This window comes from [Leptolyngbya] sp. PCC 7376, assembly GCF_000316605.1.
GTDB lineage: Bacteria > Cyanobacteriota > Cyanobacteriia > Cyanobacteriales > MRBY01 > MRBY01.
The window spans coordinates 3,528,635-3,547,917 of record NC_019683.1 but is presented as its reverse complement, the minus strand read 5'-3'; the positions used below and the strand labels follow the sequence as shown (position 1 = coordinate 3,547,917).

19 protein-coding genes are annotated in these 19,283 nt (G+C 45.1%); 12 read left to right on the top strand and 7 right to left on the bottom strand.

What is annotated here, in order from left to right:
* Positions 1-387: 387 nt before the first annotated feature.
* A complete protein-coding gene (locus tag LEPTO7376_RS28415; RefSeq protein WP_015135190.1) occupies positions 388-519 on the top strand; it encodes a hypothetical protein in 132 nt (43 codons plus the stop codon).
* Between the two features lie 78 nt (positions 520-597).
* Here the strand turns inward: LEPTO7376_RS28415 and LEPTO7376_RS15980 are convergent, their stop codons facing one another.
* The 3 genes from LEPTO7376_RS15980 to LEPTO7376_RS15970 are packed head-to-tail and all read right to left on the bottom strand — an operon-like array spanning position 598 to position 3,499.
* The gene (locus tag LEPTO7376_RS15980) at positions 598-2,001 is read right to left on the bottom strand and encodes an NAD(P)(+) transhydrogenase (Re/Si-specific) subunit beta (protein WP_015135189.1); all 1,404 of its coding nucleotides are present in this window, start codon (positions 1,999-2,001) and stop codon (positions 598-600) included.
* A 3-nt stretch (positions 2,002-2,004) separates the two neighbouring features.
* Positions 2,005-2,298 (bottom strand): NAD(P) transhydrogenase subunit alpha, encoded by a 294-nt coding sequence (locus tag LEPTO7376_RS15975; RefSeq protein ID WP_015135188.1) that lies wholly within the window; start codon positions 2,296-2,298, stop codon positions 2,005-2,007.
* Between the two features lie 55 nt (positions 2,299-2,353).
* Entirely contained in the window at positions 2,354-3,499 is a 1,146-nt protein-coding gene (locus LEPTO7376_RS15970; RefSeq protein WP_015135187.1) for a Re/Si-specific NAD(P)(+) transhydrogenase subunit alpha, read from the bottom strand.
* Positions 3,500-3,801: 302 nt separating this feature from the next.
* Between LEPTO7376_RS15970 and LEPTO7376_RS15965 the strand changes: the two genes are divergently transcribed.
* From LEPTO7376_RS15965 to LEPTO7376_RS15925, 10 genes are all read left to right on the top strand, one after another.
* Positions 3,802-4,593, top strand: a complete 792-nt coding sequence (locus LEPTO7376_RS15965; protein ID WP_015135186.1) for a DUF2808 domain-containing protein — start codon at positions 3,802-3,804, stop codon at positions 4,591-4,593.
* A 209-nt stretch (positions 4,594-4,802) separates the two neighbouring features.
* Entirely contained in the window at positions 4,803-4,940 is a 138-nt protein-coding gene (gene rpmH / locus LEPTO7376_RS24935; RefSeq protein WP_015135185.1) for a 50S ribosomal protein L34, read from the top strand.
* A gap of 64 nt (positions 4,941-5,004) precedes the next feature.
* Complete coding sequence (gene rnpA, locus LEPTO7376_RS15960; protein ID WP_015135184.1) at positions 5,005-5,361, top strand: ribonuclease P protein component; 357 nt, start codon at positions 5,005-5,007, stop codon at positions 5,359-5,361.
* On the top strand, positions 5,351-5,746 hold the full coding sequence (locus tag LEPTO7376_RS15955) for a PH domain-containing protein (protein ID WP_015135183.1): 396 nt from the start codon (positions 5,351-5,353) through the stop codon (positions 5,744-5,746). The genes rnpA and LEPTO7376_RS15955 overlap by 11 nt, the downstream gene beginning before the upstream one ends.
* Before the next feature lie 158 nt (positions 5,747-5,904).
* Positions 5,905-7,068 carry a membrane protein insertase YidC gene (gene yidC, locus LEPTO7376_RS15950; protein ID WP_015135182.1) on the top strand — a complete coding sequence of 388 codons (1,164 nt, stop codon included), beginning with the start codon at positions 5,905-5,907 and terminating at the stop codon, positions 7,066-7,068.
* Positions 7,069-7,076: 8 nt separating this feature from the next.
* A complete protein-coding gene (locus LEPTO7376_RS15945) occupies positions 7,077-7,568 on the top strand; it encodes a R3H domain-containing nucleic acid-binding protein (RefSeq protein WP_015135181.1) in 492 nt (163 codons plus the stop codon).
* Between the two features lie 124 nt (positions 7,569-7,692).
* On the top strand, positions 7,693-8,196 hold the full coding sequence (locus tag LEPTO7376_RS15940) for a DUF177 domain-containing protein (protein WP_015135180.1): 504 nt from the start codon (positions 7,693-7,695) through the stop codon (positions 8,194-8,196).
* A gap of 49 nt (positions 8,197-8,245) precedes the next feature.
* The gene (locus tag LEPTO7376_RS15935) at positions 8,246-9,739 is read left to right on the top strand and encodes an AAA family ATPase (RefSeq protein WP_041763778.1); all 1,494 of its coding nucleotides are present in this window, start codon (positions 8,246-8,248) and stop codon (positions 9,737-9,739) included.
* 96 nt (positions 9,740-9,835) lie between these two features.
* Positions 9,836-10,315 carry an SH3 domain-containing protein gene (locus tag LEPTO7376_RS15930; RefSeq protein ID WP_015135178.1) on the top strand — a complete coding sequence of 160 codons (480 nt, stop codon included), beginning with the start codon at positions 9,836-9,838 and terminating at the stop codon, positions 10,313-10,315.
* A 48-nt stretch (positions 10,316-10,363) separates the two neighbouring features.
* Positions 10,364-11,332 (top strand): lysylphosphatidylglycerol synthase domain-containing protein, encoded by a 969-nt coding sequence (locus LEPTO7376_RS15925; protein ID WP_015135177.1) that lies wholly within the window; start codon positions 10,364-10,366, stop codon positions 11,330-11,332.
* 17 nt (positions 11,333-11,349) lie between these two features.
* Here LEPTO7376_RS15925 and LEPTO7376_RS15920 read toward each other — a convergent pair whose 3' ends face one another.
* Together LEPTO7376_RS15920 and LEPTO7376_RS15915 are read right to left on the bottom strand one after the other, a co-directional pair.
* The gene (locus tag LEPTO7376_RS15920) at positions 11,350-13,590 is read right to left on the bottom strand and encodes a cation-translocating P-type ATPase (RefSeq protein WP_015135176.1); all 2,241 of its coding nucleotides are present in this window, start codon (positions 13,588-13,590) and stop codon (positions 11,350-11,352) included.
* A 151-nt stretch (positions 13,591-13,741) separates the two neighbouring features.
* On the bottom strand, positions 13,742-14,863 hold the full coding sequence (locus LEPTO7376_RS15915) for an RNA polymerase sigma factor, RpoD/SigA family (RefSeq protein ID WP_015135175.1): 1,122 nt from the start codon (positions 14,861-14,863) through the stop codon (positions 13,742-13,744).
* A 694-nt stretch (positions 14,864-15,557) separates the two neighbouring features.
* On the opposite strand from LEPTO7376_RS15915, the gene priA reads away from it, so the two are divergent.
* The gene (gene priA, locus LEPTO7376_RS15910) at positions 15,558-17,978 is read left to right on the top strand and encodes a primosomal protein N' (protein ID WP_015135174.1); all 2,421 of its coding nucleotides are present in this window, start codon (positions 15,558-15,560) and stop codon (positions 17,976-17,978) included.
* Here the strand turns inward: priA and nadC are convergent.
* Positions 17,975-18,865: a carboxylating nicotinate-nucleotide diphosphorylase gene (gene nadC / locus LEPTO7376_RS15905; protein WP_015135173.1), complete on the bottom strand. Its 891-nt coding sequence runs from the start codon at positions 18,863-18,865 to the stop codon at positions 17,975-17,977. The genes priA and nadC overlap by 4 nt on opposite strands.
* Positions 18,840-19,142, bottom strand: a complete 303-nt coding sequence (locus tag LEPTO7376_RS15900; protein WP_015135172.1) for a DUF2973 domain-containing protein — start codon at positions 19,140-19,142, stop codon at positions 18,840-18,842. Before LEPTO7376_RS15900 ends, nadC begins: the two co-directional genes overlap by 26 nt.
* Positions 19,143-19,283: the final 141 nt, after the last annotated feature.

Here is a 19,283-nt window from a genome sequence, read left to right as displayed (position 1 = left end):
TTAGCCGAAGATATTAATAACTATTTTCATTCTCAAAACCAGATTTTCTCAGACTAAAAAAATTAGCGACTATCGCGATCTTTTACTTTTGTAAGCACTTAACAAGAAGCATGAACTCTTGTAGCTGATTTATGAAACCTTTATTTGAAAATCAGATAGGAAATATGCCTCTATACCTGTTTAGGAAATGCTTTTGAGGATTACAAGCCAGTTTATGCTTTATCGATCCTTTACGTAGCCAACATTTTTTAATTGAAAAAGACGGATTTTTCTACATTATTTTGCGGATATAGATTCATCGATGGTGGATCTAAAGTTTAGATGGGTTCAATAAACAAAGTTTGAGAACCCTCTCGACAACTCTTTCTTTTTTCCGGAGCAAAAACAATGTCTGTACAACTTATCGCTGTTTTACAACTCACTGGTATTTTTGCCGCATTCCTCGGTGCATATGTTTACCTTCTCGAATACCTAATGCCCAGTCCCTCTCGTTCGTTTCCCACTGTAAGCGGCAAATAATCGGCTTATTTATTATTTCCTCTCACAAAAAAGACGTACATAGAGTACGCCTTTAAACAATTCAATTTCAGATGAGACTTAAAGTTCTTTCACCTCAGAGGCAATCTTTTCGACCATGTCTTTTGCACTGCCAAAAAGCATCATGGTTTTGTCTTTAAAGAACAACTCATTCTGAACACCAGAGAAACCAGTATTCATACTGCGCTTAATCACAATTGTGGTCTTTGCTTTATCCACTTCTAGAATAGGCATTCCGTAGATTGGACTGCCTTTGTCGTGGCGTGCTGCGGGATTAACTACATCATTGGCACCGATTACCAATGCGACATCGGTGTTATCAAATTGGGTATTGATATCATCCATGTCATAGAGCTGGTTGTAAGGTACGTTTGCCTCAGCTAGAAGCACGTTCATATGACCAGGCATCCGTCCCGCTACAGGGTGAATGGCATATTTCACATCAACGCCATTTTTTTCGAGCATGTCAGCTAATTCTTTAACGGAGTGCTGTGCCTGGGCTACCGCCATACCGTAACCAGGGATGATGACAACGTTGCGAGCATAACCGAGCATCATCGCACTTTCTTCAGCATCAACGCTCTTTACTGTGCCGTCGATATCTGCGCCTGCACCACCTGCTACGGCCGTGCCACTGTCACTACCAAATCCGGCAAAGAGGACATTGGTAATGGAGCGGTTCATCGCCTTACACATAATCTGGGTGAGGATAATACCTGACGCACCAACCAATGCACCTGCGATGATGAGCATGTTGTTCCCAACCACGAAACCAGCGGCACTTGCTGCCAAACCAGAATAGGAGTTGAGCAAGGAAATAACCACGGGCATATCGCCACCACCGATAGGGATAACGAAGAGTACGCCGAGGAAAAGGGAAATCCCAACAAGGACGAGGAAAATATTGGGGTCTGGGTTAAGGAAGAGATAAACACTTCCTGTGAGGAAACCGCCTAAAATCCCGAAGTTAATCAGTTGTTGGGCTGGGAAAATAACGGGACGACCGGGCATAATGCCTTGCAATTTGGCAAAGGCAATAAAGCTACCAGTTAAGGTCACACCACCAATTAACACGCCCAAGATAATGGTGACGGTTGTGGTGATGGTGATAGTTTCACCAATAGTCAATAGCCGCCAGAATTCGGCGATCGCCACCAATGCAGAAGCAGCACCACCCAGACCATTAAACAAACCCACCAGTTGGGGCATATCGGTCATTTCAACCTTCTTCGCGGTGATCAAACCAATGATGGAGCCGATGACAATACCACCAGCGATCATGCCGTAATTGAGCACCTGCTGGTCGAGTAACGTAGCGACAACAGCGAGAAGCATTCCCACTGCGGCTAACTGATTACCGCGCCGGGCAGTCGCAGGGGAACCTAATTTTTTTAGACCGAGAATAAACAGAGATGCGGCAACGAGATAACTGAGCTCGATACCATTTCCTAAAACGCTATCCATTGTTTAGGCCTCCTTTTTCTTAAACATTTGCAGCATCCGGTCAGTCACGAGAAAGCCACCAACGACGTTGATTGTGGCGCAGACCACGGCGATGAGACCGAGGATGACGGTGAGGTTGAGATTGCTGTTGTCGCCAGAGACAAGCAGAGCACCCACAACGGCAATACCAGAAATGGCATTCGCACCGGACATGAGGGGAGTGTGGAGAGTTGGTGGGACTTTATTAATGATTTCAAATCCCACAAAGGAAGCCAGCACAAATACGAACAGGCTACTGAGTAGCGTTGCTGTTGTCATGAACAGTAATAACTCCTGTTGTTAGTGAATAAATTTTTAAGATTTAGGAAAAGGGCTAAGCTGTCACCGCTGTTTGGGCGATCGCCCCTTTAACGCGTTCATTGCGTACTTCCCCGGCATGGGTGACACAAACCGAATCGATAATGTCATCTTCAAAATCGAGATTAATTTCGTTTTCGGGGATCAAAAGTTGCAACAGCGTGGACATATTCTTAGAGAACATTTGGCTGGCATGAACAGACACTGTCGACGGTAAATTAATTGGTGCAATAATTGTCGCGCCATGAACTTGCGTCTCTCGACCAGCGACACAACCTTCACAGTTACCACCTTGTTCTCCCGCAAGATCCACGAGGATTGAACCAGGATTCATCTCAGCGATCATCGCATCAGTCACGAGGACAGGGGCGCGTCTACCGGGTACTTGAGCAGTGGTAATGACAACATCTGCTGTGGCCACATGCTTAGCAATCAGTTCCTGACTCTTTTTCTTGGAGTCTTCAGAAACTTCCTTGGCATAACCACCAGCGGTGGCTGTTTCTTCGTTTAATTCAACTTCAACGAATTTTGCGCCCAAACTTTGCACTTCTTCCTTGACTGCAGGGCGAATATCAAAGGCTTCAACAATAGCGCCCAAACGACGGGCTGTGGCGATCGCCTGGAGACCGGCAACACCTGCACCAATAATAAACACCTTAGCTGGACGAATTGTGCCCGCCGCGGTAGTTAACATTGGGAAAAATTTGGGGAGTGCTGCCGCTGCCATTAATACAGCTTTGTAACCAGCAACCCCTGCTTGGGACGACAAAACATCCATGCTTTGGGCACGGCTGGTACGGGGGATCAATTCCATCCCCAACGCTGTAATCTTTTTATTGGCTAATTGTTGGATAACTTCCGGTTGGCCCAAAGGATTTAACAAACTTGCAAACATCGATCCCTCAGGCATGAGATCAATCTCTTCCGCTGTTGGAGGCGCTACTTTAACGAGAATGTCGCCCGACTGCCAAAGCGTTTGGCGATCGCCTTCGATAGCTGCCCCTGCTTGTTGATATGCATCATCAGTACTGAGGGAATTATTACCCGCCCCAGACTCAACAACGATTTCCCAGCCCTTTTTAATGAGACGAGAAACCTGATCCGGGGTTAGTGCTACTCGGTGTTCCCCAAGGACACTTTCCCTAGCAACAGCAATTTTCATAGAAACTCCTATAGTGAAACGATAGCTGAAACACTGAAAAAATAATGTGGAGAAGCTCAGTGACAGTCGACAGAAAACCGATGCTGAATCACGGATTTTCAATCACAAAGCACCGTAAATTTCCCGCCTGTTCGCAGTGTAGAACTATCTTTTTGGAGAAGGGGACTGTCTGTAATGTGTCTTATCAGTTTTTGTAAATCTCTGTTGCGTGGGCACTTCTTTGTCGGGATTTCGTCAAGGGAGTTGCTGAAAATGCAAACTTTAGTCACAATCAGTAACAGATTCTGAAGGTCGTCCTTAATATGCAATTCTTCCGCTCCACACTCTCTCGTTTGGCGATCGCCACCACATTACTTGGCTCTACATTGGCGATTATTCCCCAAGCCGTTGAAGCTCGACAGCCCTGCGGCTCATTTACGATCAACTGGGGAGGTACCGTCCGCCAAGGCGATATCCTGAAATGTGCTGTTGAGTGGAATACAGGCGCTGGACGCAATGACCGTTATTATCTCGACATCAAAAAGAGTAAAATCTCCGACAATTTCCGTACCTTTGAGCTGAGTTTCCCTAAGGAATTTGATGGCGAGATTAACGACGAGAAGATCCGTGTTCGCGTCAATGGCAAAGAAGTAGAACTCATCGCAGAAGATACTGCGTGGGATCCCGTCGCTTCTCCAGTTTTAAGTAACACCCAAAGTTCTAGCGAAACCGTTGCCAATATTGAAAATGCTTCCGCTTCTGCTCCTGCCCCAGGTAATACAGGTGGCGAATTGGTTATTGATGAGAGCGGCAATTTAGTCTTTGTTGATCAAGCTGAACTCGCAGAGCAAGAGGCGATCGCCAACGCTGTTAGCGACAATTCTGCAGAAGCAATCGAAGACGAGGCAGAAGTAGACTCCGACGAACCCCGTAGCCGTTCACTATTTATCACCCTTGCTGAGCCCCTAAAGAAAGAAAGCGAAGTAGAAATCATCCTCGACAGAGTGGAGAACCCATCCAGCGGTGGTATGTATGTCGTCACCGCTTTTGCCCGTACCCAAGGTGCCCCATTCCCAAGCAAACTAGGTGCTTGGTTCCTCGACGTTGAATTTTAAAATGCCAATGAATCTGGGCGATTACATCCTGTCGCCAAGAGTTCAATCAAGACTTCACCAGAAAAAAGTACGAAAAACTTTGGCGAACTTGACATCATCGGTATAATGGTTAGCTGTCGCTTTTATTGAGTAGAAAGCACAAGTACCCAAGGAAGTGACAGCAATCTCGCAAGAAAAAACATAAGGAATCGAGGAGGACATCGTAAGTTATGACTAAGCGAACTCTAGGCGGTACAGTCCGCAAACAAAAGAGAACATCTGGTTTTCGCGCTCGCATGCGTAGCCACACTGGCAAAAACGTTATCCGTGCCCGTCGTAAGAAAGGTCGTCATCGTCTCAGCGTCTAATCGCACTAAATAAAAATCATTTATTTTAGTGGGGGGACAAAATCGTCTCCTTCACAGGGTTTTTGTGGGACTTCCGAAAGCACATCGGCTTAAACATTGGCGAGATTTTAGGACAGTTTATAAGCAGGGCAAGCGATTTCATGGCAAGCATCTGGTTTTAATTGTTCATCGGTCGACTCCTGCTGATCAACCAACCAACATTGGGATCAGTATCAGTCGAAAAGTCAGTAAAAAAGCCGTTGTTCGCAACAAGATTAAACGCCGCTTACGCCATATCTGTAGACTGTTTTTACCCAGCATGAAGCATCATAGGCAAGTGATCATCATTGTGCGTTCGGGCTCCGCAGAATGCGAACATGAAGATTTTTTGCGAGAATTAGAACAGTTACTGATCAAAGCTGAGGTGCTTGATGGGCATTAAAGAAGACGTTATCTATGAAGGTGGCCCCCATATTGGTGATCTGATCATCAGTATTTTGATGGGATTCACCGTGATTTTTCTCCCGTTGACCGTTGGAGCTGTTGTACGTGCACTTTGGTTGCGGTATCGCATTACTTCCCGCCGTATCTCTGTGACAGGTGGTTGGAATGGCCGTGATCGCACAGATATTATTTACAGCGAAGTCCGTAAAGTTGTGAAGATCCCTCGGGGTCTTGGTCTCTACGGCGATCTTGTTGTTACGCTCCAAGATGGTAGCCGTTTGGAACTACGCGCTATGCCAAACTTCCGCGACATTTATGATCACATTGCCCAGAAAGCATCTGCTCGTACAGGTGTTCCTATTGAGGCAATCACTGCCATTTAAAGTTGAGTGAAAACTCATTCATTACAAATAACTTGTAGGGGAATTACGAATTAAACGACGGTAATTCCCCATTATTTTTTTAATACGCCATTTAAAAACAGCAACTAAAACACTTAAACTGGCATTATCAACTCACAGTTAGACAAATAATCAGAAGCATGGATTTTGGGATCGGATTTTTATCAAATAATGTGATGTTGCCAATCCTAGATTTTTTCTACGGAATTGTGCCAAGTTATGGCTTTGCAATCATCGCGCTCACCCTCGTCATTCGCTTTGCGGTTTATCCCCTTAGTGCTAAATCAATTCGGAGCATGAGACGCACCAAGATTACGCAGCCGCTCATGCAGAAACGCGTTAAGGAGATCCAAGAACGTTTCAAAAATGAACCAGCGAAGCAGCAGGAAGCGATGTCGCAGGTCTACAAAGAATTTGGCAATCCATTAGCTGGTTGTTTGCCAATTGTGCTCCAAATGCCAATTTTGTTTGCGTTGTTCGCAACATTGCGTGGTACACCTTTTGCGAATATTAACTACACTGCAAATATTCAAATCCTGCCTGGCGAGAAAATGGAGCAGGTGGAGATTCAGCCCACCACTGTCAAAACTCAAAATGTCTATTTTGATAGCGGTGTCCATTACCCCATCACTTTATCTTTGCCGACAGGTAATAAAGTGGGTGTTGGTGAAGAGTTCCAGTTTGCATTGCAGAGCAAAGAAGGCAAAGCTTACAGTAACATCGCAGCTGAATACCCAGACAATAACCTCAAGCCCATCTTTGAGGTTACTAAAGGTCAAGAACGCCTCAAGATTAATGATGATGGCAGCTTGGTCGCTTTAGAAACTGGTGATGCAACGGTGCAGGTGACAATTCCTGGTATTGCGGCAGACAGCGGTTTTCTTTTTGTTGAAGCTTTGGGCCGCATTGGCGTTAATGGTGAAGATGGTATCCACTGGGATATTTTGGGAATGGTTCTCTTCTTCGGTATTAGTTTGTATATCAACCAGACGATTTCTGGTGGTACTCAGCAAAAAGCGACTGGTGGTGACGAAAAAGCTCAAGCTCAGCAAGCTGTGAATAAAGTTACACCTCTTATTTTCTCGGGAATGTTTTTATTCTTCCCTCTTCCTGCTGGTGTCTTGATGTACATGACGATCGCCAATGCTTTTCAAACGGTACAGACGTTTATTTTGACGAAAGAGCCGCTTCCTGAAAATTTACAAAAAATGGTAGATGAGGAAGAAAAGGCAAAGAAAGGTCGTGAGACATTACCCTTTGAGCGTAAGAAAGGCTCGAAACGTAAAGAAAAGACTTCAGGATAATTTAGGACATGAGTGAAACCAAAATCCAACAAGGTCAGCAATGGTTAGAGGAACTGCTCCAACTGATTGCTCTACCTGCTTCTGTAACACCTGAAGTCTTACCTGAGGCGGAAGGGGGCGACGGCTTCTGGCTAAAGATTAATCACGAAGATTTGTCTGAAGCGCAGATCATGCGTGTCATCGGTGAGCGCGGCACAACGATTGATGCGCTGCAATATCTCACGAATATTACGCTGAACCACGGTATTCCCAGAGAGGAACAACATCCCTTTACTGTGGATATCGGCAATTATCGTCAAAAGCGTTTGTCTGAACTAGAGGCGATCGCCAACGAAGTTGCTGCGAGAGTACAAGATACAGGAGAGGAAGAAGCCATTGAGAACTTGTCTTCTGCTGAACGCCGCCAAATGCACACCTTCTTTAAAGAATTTGGCAATCTAGATACCGAAAGTCGTGGTCAAGAACCTAATCGTAATTTAGTCGTGAGTTTACGCCCGTAGTGACGATTCTCCGGATTTAAATTTAGGTTTTGAATTTTTAGAAGCGGGCAATGTCCCGCTTTTTTCTATGGGGATTTACGGTAGGATAGGGTCTGTAATGCTCTAAATCAAGGAGTTTCACGCGATGGAACCCATATTTATTCCTCGTTTATTAAAAGCCCCCCAACAGCAAGAAGTTTTAACGGTAGACGAAAATCTTGCTGATTTAGAGACCCTTACACCTGTGCGCGGTTCTGTGACCGTTGCTCACCGCCAAAACTATTTAGAAATATCTGCCCAAGCAACTGCCATTGTGACTTTGGCATGCGACCGTTGTTTACAGAATTACAATACTCGCCTGCAAGTTGAAACCGTTGAGTTGATTTGGTTGCATAGTCCCAATGAGATGGAAGTGATCCCCAGTGAACGAGAAGTGAGTCTTGATGACTTAGAAGAATCAGTTGATCCCCATGGCTATTTCAATCCAGAAACTTGGCTCTATGAGCAATTTTGTTTGGAAATGCCATTGCGTAAAGTTTGTGACCCAGAAAATTGTGCTGGGGCTGATACGACAGAGAATGACGCAACGCCACAAGTTGATGCGCGTTGGGCAAAGCTGGCTGATCTGAAACAACAGCTTTCATCCTAATTATTTCTTATTTAATCCCTCTAGCAAATCCCGCGATCGCCTAATGCCCATGACCTTTCGTGAAGAATTCGTACTGCTCCTGAGAGCTTGCTATCCATTACTCTATGTGCCGACCTTAGAGGAAGAACGGGTTGAAATGGCGATCGCCGAATGCGTCAAAACTTTCCCGAATCGCACGGTGTACACATGGGATTTTGTGGATGGTTATCAGGACAATCCGAATTGTATGGGAGTCGGTCAGCGCAATCCGTTGCAAGCTCTGGAATTTATCGAGAAACTACCCAGTAATGTTGGTGGGGTTTTTATCCTGCGGGATTTTCAGCGATTTTTAGAAGATATTTCCATTGCCCGTAAATTGCGGAATTTAGCCCGTCGCCTTAAATCAGAACCCAAAAATATTGCCATTATTGCCCCTGATATCAATATTCCGGCAGATCTGCGGGAGACGCTAACAATTGTTAGATTTCCTTTGCCTGAGGCCACTGAAATTCGCGCGGAAATTATACGACTATTGCAATCGATTGGTCAGAATTTAAGCGTCACATTAATCGATGAATTGGTCAGAGCAGCGCAAGGTTTATCGCTAGAGCGGATTCGGCGGGTTTTGACACAAATTTTGGCAGGGGGAACAGAGATTACGACAGAAGATGTCGAATTGATTTTGGCGGAAAAACGTCAATCGATTCAGCAAACACAAATTTTAGATTTTTATCCAGCAAAGGAAGAGATTACGGATATTGGTGGTCTCGATAATCTCAAGGAATGGTTATTGCGACGGGGTGGTGCATTTAGTCCGAAAGCACGTGAATATGGTCTGCCTTATCCCCGTGGTTTGATGCTTGTCGGGATTCAAGGTACGGGAAAGTCTCTCACGGCTAAGGCGATCGCCCACCATTGGCATTTACCGTTATTACGTCTCGATGTGGGGCGGTTATTTGCGGGATTGGTCGGTGAATCGGAATCTCGAACTCGGCAAATGATTGAGCTGGCAGAAGCGTTATCTCCCTGTATTCTCTGGATCGACGAAATTGATAAAGCCTTCGCTGGGACGGATAGCAAAGGAGATGGCGGTACAACCAGCCGCGTTTTTGGGACGTTTATTACTTGGCTTGCGGAAAAACAAAGTCCAGTATTTGTAGTGGCGACAGCGAACCAAATTCATCAACTCCCGCCAGAAATGCTGCGGAAAGGACGTTTTGATGAAATCTTTTTTGTGGGATTACCCAATCAAACAGAACGAGAAGCTATTTTTAATGTCCATCTAACGCGGCTACGCCCCCACAATCTAAAAAGCTACGATATTAAGCGATTGGCTTATGAAACACCTGATTTCTCGGGCGCGGAAATTGAGCAAACATTAATCGAAGCCATGCACCTCGGATTCAGTCAGGAGCGTGATTTTACAACGGATGATGTGCTTGAGGCAGCGAGCCAAATTATTCCTCTTGCTCGGACGGCGAAGGAGCAAATCGAATTTTTGCAGAACTGGGTTGCCTCCGGAAAAGCGCGCCTTGCATCCCGCCAAAGTTTCTTGTCTTCGTAGGTTCGCTAAATCCTCCTTTATAATGCCTAGATAATTTCTAATAAAACTTTTTTAAATAATTTTTTCTAGCGGCGATCGCATTGGAGTGTACTGACGATGAGTATTTCTGGATTTTTTCAATTCATTTTTGGGTTTATTTTGGGTGTTTTATTGCTAGTCGCGGGCAGTGTCGGCGCAGCATATTACATCTTTAATCGCATGGCTTCTGCGCCACCAAAACCGGTTTTCTCTGAAACCATCGAGGCTCCAGTGGAGGAAACACCTGCTGAAACTGAAGCACCTGTAGAGGAGACCGCAGCGGCAGAAGCTGAGGAAGAAACGGAAGCAGTAGAGGAAGCTGAAGCTGAAGAAGAGGATGATGTTCCTGAAGGAGCTTTCAATGCTCGGGTAACTTGGTCTAGTGGCTTAAGTTTGCGGGATGAGCCGAATGTAAATGCGTCACGTATTGGCGGTGTTGATTACAACGAAGAGCTTTTAGTCATCGGTGAAAGTGATGATAAGGTCTGGCAAAAAGTCCGTACTCAAGGTGGTCAAGAGGCTTGGGTAAAGGCAGGTAACGTCGAGAAAATCAATTAATCGTAGTTTGGCGATCGCCACAGATTTTTTCCATGGGCTCGAAATCATATGCCACGGGAAACTGACTCAGATTTAGCACCGGGGCGATCGCCAATTTTTCGGCGTATTTTGTCTGGTCTAAGTTTACTGGTTTGTGTTGGGGCAATCGCCACTGTTTATCGTGGTTTACAGGAGACCGATTGGCCTTTAGTCTGGGCAAATTTAAATCAGATTTCCCTGCGGCAATTAGGATTCGCGCTGATTTTTGTGGCGTGTAGTTACGGGGCGATCGCCTGTTATGACGTCCTTGCTTTTCGCTATCTTCAAAAGAAACTCGCTCTTCGGAAAATCTTATTTGCGGGTTTAATTACCTATTCGATTAGTCCGAATGTTGGGTTTGCATTTTTGTCAGGTAGTGTTTTGCGATATCGCCTATACCGTCAATGGTGGGTTTCGAATGTCGATATTGCCAAAATTATTGCTTTTACAAATTTAAGTCTGTGGGTTGGTCTCATTCCAATGACTGGCCTTGTTTTTGTCGCTACAAATTTTGAGCTACCCGAGACGATCGCCACATCATTTATGCTGCTCACCCCAACTCAGTTCGGCGTTATTTTATTGGTTATGAGTGCGTTATATCTTGGAGTTGTGGGGCGAATCCAGAAGCCAATACGATGGCGAAAATTCTCTCTAGAATTTCCGACTTGGCAACTTACTATCCAGCAAGTTGGTGTCTTTGCCTTTGATTGGGGATTTGCGGCGCTCACCTTATCTTTTTTGTTGGGGCATCCGCTGCTATTCCCAACATTTTTTAGAGTATATGTGATTGCAATGGTGGCAGGATTGATGAGTACGATTCCCGGTGGATTAGGAGTATTCGAGACGGTGATGGTCTTTTTTCTAGAGCCAAATCAAACAAGAGAAGATATTTTGGCTGTACTTATCGTTTTTCGCTGTCTCTATTATTTTTTACCCTTTACGCTGGCTGTCTTTGCCCTGATTAGCTTCGAGGTTATGCAACGGCTTCGTAAAATCTAAGCACTGAAAAAAATAGGCTAAAGTTTTCGTTCAATATTTTGCAATCTTAGGGCATTGGTCACGACAGAAACTGAGCTCATTGCCATCGCTCCTCCAGCAATAATTGGATTTAATAGAATGCCAAAACTACTCAGCACACCAGCAGCAATCGGGATGCTCGCAGTGTTGTAAAAGAAGGCGAAAAATAAATTTTGACGAATATTAGCAAGGGTCGCACGACTGAGTTTAATCGCAGTTAAAATCCCCTCTAAATCCCCTGAAATTAAAGTCAAATCACTCGCGGCGATCGCCACATCGGTACCCGTGCCAATGGAAATCCCTACATCAGCCTGGGCAAGGGCTGGGGCATCATTAATACCATCACCGACCATCGCAACTTTTGGGTGATGATGCTGGTCTTGCAAGGATTTAATGACAGCAGCTTTTTCGCTGGGGCGTACTTCAGCATAGACTTTTTCGATATTGACTTGGGCGGCGATCGCCTCGGCAGTGCGTCGAGAATCTCCGGTTAAGAGCACCACCTTTAAGCCTTGATTTTTTAGGCGTTTAACAGCTTTTTTACTACTGGATTTAAGTTGATCGGCGAGGCCAATAACACCAACAACCTCTTGATTTTCAGACACCCAAATCACCGTTTTCCCCTGTCGTTGCCAGACTGCCTGTTGGCTCCGAAATTTTTGCGGTAAGGCGATCGTCAATTCAGTAAACCATTTCGCTGTACCGATATGAATCGTGGAATTTTCAATCGTTGCCTGCACCCCTTTTCCTGTAATGGCTTGAAAATTATCGATGGGTAAAAATGGATAATTTTGGCGCTGAGCATAGGCGAATAAAGGTTCAGCTAGGGGGTGTTCCGAAGATTGTTCTAGGCTAGCCACCAGTGACCATAGACGTTTTTGTCCAATTAAGCTTTGGCAATCGGTAATGCTGGGTTTACCTTGAGTTAATGTTCCGGTTTTATCGAGCACAATAATGTCTAATGCGGCGGCGACTTCGAGGCTTTGGGCATCTTTGATTAGGACACCTCGCTTGGCACCCACTCCAGTGCCGACCATGATTGAAGTGGGTGTCGCTAACCCCAGCGCACAGGGACAGGCAATAATTAGGACGCTTACACAGGTCACAATGGCGAGAGATAAATTTCCCAACAGCACCCAAACCATAAACGTCAGCAGGGCGATCGCCAATACAGTCGGCACAAACCAACCGATTACCTGATCTGCTAATTTTTGAATTGGTGCTTTACTGCCTTGAGCTTCTTCTACGAGCTGAATAATTTGCGCGAGCACAGTATCTTTCCCCACATGGGTCGCCTGAATTACTAATCGCCCCGTTTTATTGATGGTCGCCCCGATCACCCGCTCGCCAATATTTTTTTCAACAGGTATAGATTCTCCGGTCACCATCGCCTCATCTACCGTTGAATGCCCTTCAATCACTTCTCCATCCACAGGGATTTTTTCACCAGGACGAATTAACAGGCGATCGCCAACCATCACGTGTTCAATCGAAATATCTTTGGTTTCCCCATCTCGCAAAAGTCTTGCTGTTTTTACCTGTAACCCCATCAGTTCTTTAATTGCTGCCGCTGTTTTTATGCGTGCCTTTTGCTCTAATAGTCGCCCCAACAAAATCAAGGCAATAATCACCGCTGCACTTTCAAAGTAGACATCCGTCGGCATTTGCCAGCCTTGTAATTGCGAGGTGAAAACCGTAGCGATCGCCGAATAAACATAGGCCACCCCCGTGCCCAGTGCCACAAGCGTATTCATATCAGAGCGGCCTTTCTGCAAACTCTGCCATGCCCCAACAAAAAAGTCCTGCCCTGCCCAAAACATAATCGGTGTTGTTAACACCCATTGCAGCCAGGGATTGTGCCACCAATGGGCAATAAACGGAATTGGCATACCAAGCATCATCGGCAGACTACCAATGACCAAAACCGCACTTAAACCCACTGCAATCCAAACCTTATGCGTTAAGTCCTGAAGTTTTCGTCTCTGTTCTCGTTCCCGCTGTTGCTGCTGTGCTTGGCGATCGCCTTCTACTAAAGGAATTGCTTCATAACCGGCATCCGAAACCGCCCGCTGTAATCCATCTAAATTTATGGCCGTTTCATCAAACTCAACCCTTGCCTGCTCTGCCGCAAAATTGACTTGGGCAATAGTGACACCAACTGTTTTATTCAAAACCCTTTCAACAGCCTGACCACAGGCCGCACAACTCATTCCTGTAATTTGAAATCGTCGCGTTTCCATTGATATTTTTTTCTTCTTACATAATGAGCTTTTAATCTAAACCTTCTAGCTAACTGTAGAGTCAAGCTTTATTGCCAAAAGAAAACCCCTCAGAGTTGAGGGGTCATAAAAGTTAATCAGTTTGTGTACTATCTATTCAAGAAAAACCTTCTTAGTACAACCAGCTTTTGAGCTTGCGAGCAACCTGAGGACGACGGAGTTTACGCATCGCCTTGCTCTGGATTTGTCGAACACGCTCGCGGGAAAGATTGAAGATACCACCCACTTCCTCAAGGGTATGGGGCTGCTCAGAAGACAAGCCATACCTAAGGGCAATCACTTCCTTCTCACGGTCGGTCAACACATCACCGAGGACATCCCAAAGCTCTTGGCGCATCATTGCTTCACTCATGCGCTCTTCGGGAAGCTGGAGACCATCATCTTCCAGCAGATCGACAAGTTCTGTGTCTTCGCCTTTACCGACACGGTGGTTAAGGGAGAGAGACTGACGACGTAACTGTAGGAGGTGATGGAGCTGATCCGCAGAGATATCGAGCTCTTGAGCAAGTTCCGTTTCGCTGGGGTTGCGCTGGAGCTTTTGCTTGAGGGTACGTTGTGCTTTCTTCAGTTTGTTGAGCTTTTCAACAATGTGAATGGGCAAACGAATGGTGCGAGCATCATTGGCAATGGTGCGAGTGATCGCTTGACGAATCCACCAGTAAGCATAGGTTGAGAACTTGTAACCTTTGTTGGGGTCAAATTTCTCAGCTGCACGGTTAAGACCGATCGCCCCTTCTTGAATCAAATCGAGGAAAGGTACGCCACGGTTGAGATAACGCTTTGCAATGGACACAACCAAACGCAAGTTGGAGCGAATCATCTTACGCTTCGCAACACGCCCTTTATAAAGCTGAGAATTTAGCTCTCTAATGGTTGCTATTTTTAGAACGGCTGCCCACTCTTCTTTCGAAGGCGATCGCCCAAGCTCTTCAGTAAGAGCTAAACGCTTTTCTTCAGCATCATTGAGGAACTTAACGCTATGGGCCAACTGAATCTCTTCATCAGGCTTGAGTAGTGGGTACCGCGCCATTTCTTTAAAGAATGCACCAACCGTATCCTCACTCCTACTGCGAGAAGACCTAAGGCTACTTGCGTTGGCATCAAGATCAGAATATTCAGCTTCAACTGTTTTCCTAGCAGCCTCGAGCTCTACTAGTTCATTGTCATTAGAAGTTTCTTGGGTAACTTCCAAGGTGTCTGAGACGGAATCTATTGGGGGAGTTGTATCGAACATAATCCTACTAATAAAAAGTTAGAAAGAAAGTTGAGCAAAGGAACTGTGCATGAAGCGAGGATTAATTGGTTGAAGAATGTGATTACTTGAAAGCAAAGTACCCAAACTAGAGTGGACAGGAAACATTATTTAAATGAATCTCGATTACGAAAGGCGCAATAAGAAATTCGCTTAGAACTGTTATACCCTTAGATGTTTCATGGCTGTAAATGAGCTTTTAATAAAAGTAAACATCTCTTGCCATTAAATTAGGTTTCTGAAAAGTAGATGCTAATAGAAAATTACGCTAGAAAAATATGAGATTAAGAACAACCTATCAGTTTTGTTCACCCTAACTGGTCTAGTTAAATACAAAATTAAGATTTCTCATGGTGCTCAACGTCAGGATATACAGCATTTGTGAACTTTTCTTAAAATACTTGCAAATTAGTAAAACACCATTTTACGCGATCGAACAATTATCTAAAAGTACAGAAATACGAAATAATTCTGATGCGAACAGATAGTAGATATAGTCGTTACTCTAATCCTATAAAGTAAGATTTTAATTTACCCAACCCAAGATTAACTTCTCACAATGAGTTTGGCTTTTCACTCTGTCGGTAGTGGGATATAGAGAAATATGATTGCCTTGAATTGAATTGATAAAAAAACATGGGGTATAGTTAGATCTCATTTTGTTTTTGGGAAGGGCATGGTTGAGGCAAAACCTTGGGTAGAAGTTTTAGTAGACTCTTCCTATGCACAAGGGTTATTTACTTATGCTATTCCGCCAGGATTAACAGTGAATCCGGGTGATATTGTGACGGTGAATTTTGGATCTCAGCAACTGGGAGCGATCGCCATTCGTCTGTTGCCGCATATCCCTTCCTCTCTTGATCCCGAACGAATTAAGCCTATCGAGGGGATCGTTGCTCAAGGTTTTTTTTCTCCGAATTATTGGCAGCTTTTGCTGCAGGTTGCAGACTACTATCAGGCAGACACCATGGCGGTGATTAAAGCAGCACTTCCTCCTGGCTTACTACGGCGATCTCAGACTCGGATCCGGCTAAGGCAAACAAGCTTTACAACAAAGGAACGTCAAGCGCTTTCACCAGCAGCGACCGCAATTTTAGACCGTTTGGAGCAGGGATCCGCAGCAGGCTACACGACAAAGTACCTCAAACGACAGATCAAAGCTGCCCAAATTGGTATTCAAGAGTTGCGAAAATACGGCTTGATCGAGCAATATTTGCAAACGCCACCATCGACAAAAGTGCAACACCGCAAGTCTGTCAGTGTCTTATCGCATCAATCGGAATTGAGTAAGCGTCAGCAGGAAATTTTGTCAGTGCTGCAACATCATGGTGGTGAAATGTGGCTAGATGAGTTGGTTGCGGTGGGAAAGACAACGGCTGCAACCCTCGACAAAATGGAAAAAGTTGGTGCTGTGGCGATCGCCACCCAAGAAAAATTACGCTTGCATAAATTAGCCAATCAAGATCGTGATCAGATTAAATCCCTAACGACCTCCCAGAAAACGGCTCTCCAACAAATTACTCAGATCGATGGTTATGGCGAAGTTCTCTTGCATGGTGTCACTGGCTCTGGCAAAACTGAAGTCTATCTTCAGGCGATCGCCCATATTTTGACGCAACAAAAATCAGCTCTGGTGCTCGTTCCTGAAATTGGGCTCACCCCACAATTGTTAGATCGCTTTACTGCCCGCTTTGGTGACAAAGTTTTGGTCTATCACAGTGGATTGTCGGCGGGAGAACGGTTTGATACGTGGCGGCAAATGTTAATGCCTGTCAGTCAAATCGTAATTGGGACGCGCTCTGCTATCTTTGCCCCCTTGCCGAATTTAGGAATGATTATCCTCGACGAAGAACATGACAGCAGCTACAAACAGGACCAAAAATCACCTCATTATCATGCCAGAACTATTGCCCAGTGGCGTGCCCACCAAGAATATTGTCCACTCATCTTGGGATCAGCAACCCCTTCTCTAGATACTTGGCGACAATTTCAAACGACCAAACTTCAACATCACTATTTGTCTTTGCCAGAACGGATTCAAGCGCGTCCTTTACCACCAGTCGAAATAGTCGATATGCGTCAGGAGTTACGTCGAAAAAATTTTTCATTATTTAGTAAAACCCTCCGCAATGCTTTAGGTGAATTAAAGGAAACAAAAGGTCAAGGAATTTTATTTGTGGCACGGCGAGGTCACAGTACATTTGTTTCTTGCCGGAGTTGTGGTTATAAAATGTGCTGCCCATATTGTGATGTGACGCTGTCCTACCACTATGTCAAAGAAGGGAGTGCTCAAACCCTGAGATGTCATTATTGCAACCATAGCCAACTGCAGCCTAGTCACTGTCCAGATTGTGGGTCGTCGTTGTTTAAATTTTTTGGCAATGGCACCCAAAAAGTTATCCAGTCCATCCGTGACGAATTTCCAGAGTTGCGATGTTTACGGTTTGATAGTGACACCACCAGACGTAAAGGTGCTCACCGGGATTTATTAGGACAATTTGCCCGGGGTGAGGCAGATATTTTGTTGGGCACGCAGATGTTAACGAAAGGTTTGGATGTGGCTCAAGTAACCCTTGTGGGAATTTTAGCGGCTGATGGTTTGTTATTTCAGAGTGATTTTCGGGCAGCAGAGAGAACCTTCCAAACTTTGGTGCAGGTGGCTGGACGAGCTGGTCGAGGCGATCGCCCTGGAAAAGTCATTTTGCAAACCTATTCACCGGACGATCCCGTCATTCAAGCGGTAAAAGACCATAATTATAAAAATTTCGCGACCCAGATTTTAGCCGAGCGGGAAATGCTGAATTATCCACCTTTCGGCAAACTTGTGCTTATTCGTCTCACTGGAGAAAATCATGACGTCGTTCAAAAAACTACCGAGGCGATCGCCGCAGCCTGCAACAAAATCCTTGATATCGATGATGAACTTTTGGGGCCAGTGCCTGCCAATATTGCCCGCATTGCCAACCGATGGCGCTGGCAAGTGGTTTTAAAATTCTCGCCTGATAAGACAAAGATCCCAGAGCTTAGACATTTGCAAGAACTCTGTCCGCGTCAGGTGGGTTTCTCAATTAATGTTGATCCTGTTTATCTTGACTAAGCTGTAATTTTCATACTGATGTCCAGCCACGGCGCACGGGTAATCGTTGCACTGGTGGAAATAAAATCAATGCCTGTTTCTGCCACAGCGCGAATAGTTTCAAGAGTAATATTGCCCGAGGCTTCTAGTTTAATGCGGGGATTGATCTCACGCAGAGGAGGGATCACCTCAGCCATTTTTGCGGGAGACATATTATCGAGCATCACAATATCTGCACCTTGCTGCACAGCTTCGATTGCCTGCTCTAAGGTTTCTGCCTCTACTTCGATGGCTAATGGATAAGGACTATTCGCACGAACTGCGGCGATCGCCTCGGTGATCCCACCAGCAGCCTGAATATGATTGTCTTTAATCATCATCGCGTCATCCAAGCCATAGCGATGGTTGCGCCCACCACCGACGCGCACTGCATATTTTTCGAGCAACCTTAAGCCCGGTGTGGTTTTGCGAGTATCCACAAGAGTTGTCGGCAAATCTTCGATTTTACGAGCATAATGAGCTGTCTCCGTCGCAATCCCACTCAGCCGCATCAAAATATTTAAGGCGACTCGCTCCCCCATCAATAATGTGTCGAGAGGTGCAGTCAAAGTAGCAATCAGTGTTTTTGGTTGTCCATCTTTGCCTTCTGCTAAGGCTGCTTGCATCTCAAAATCTGGACCAATTAGCTGAAAAACGCGTTCCACAAATGGTAGACCCGCCACAATACCTGGAGCCTTTAGTATTAATTGAGCTTGGCCAGTGGGGATTTTTTTATTTGTAAATAATGCTTCTGTAGTGCGATCACCTCGACCCAGATCTTCTTGCAGCCATTGCTTTAGGAAGGGATCAACTAATAACCAAGCGGGAGGTGTAACCAAAACTTTATGCGTCGCTATCCGAATTGTCATTGCCAGGGGAAGCATTATAAAGATTATCTAGACGTTGCCTTGCATCTTCAACATCTAGGGATCTTACGACTAAAAGCGGTTCACTGATCGGACGACCCGCATCATCAAGCATTTCGGGATGGGGTGTCACTTTCTGACGAGGCAGTTGAGGGGAATCCCTTTGAAAATTCGGATACATCCTTGTTTCACTACTCAGCATCATAAAGCTGCGGATTAAATTAAGTACCGCGATGGTCGCAATCGTACCAAATGCCAAGATGAAGAGAAAATGAAACATACTTTTTCAAACTCCGCCCACAGAAACTTTATGCCGTGGCGATGAATATTTCTTATATTTCCATATTATCCCGAAAAACTTACCCGCTTGCAAAGGGCGATCGCCATCCCTCGGGACAAATTTATGAATACTTAATCTCTA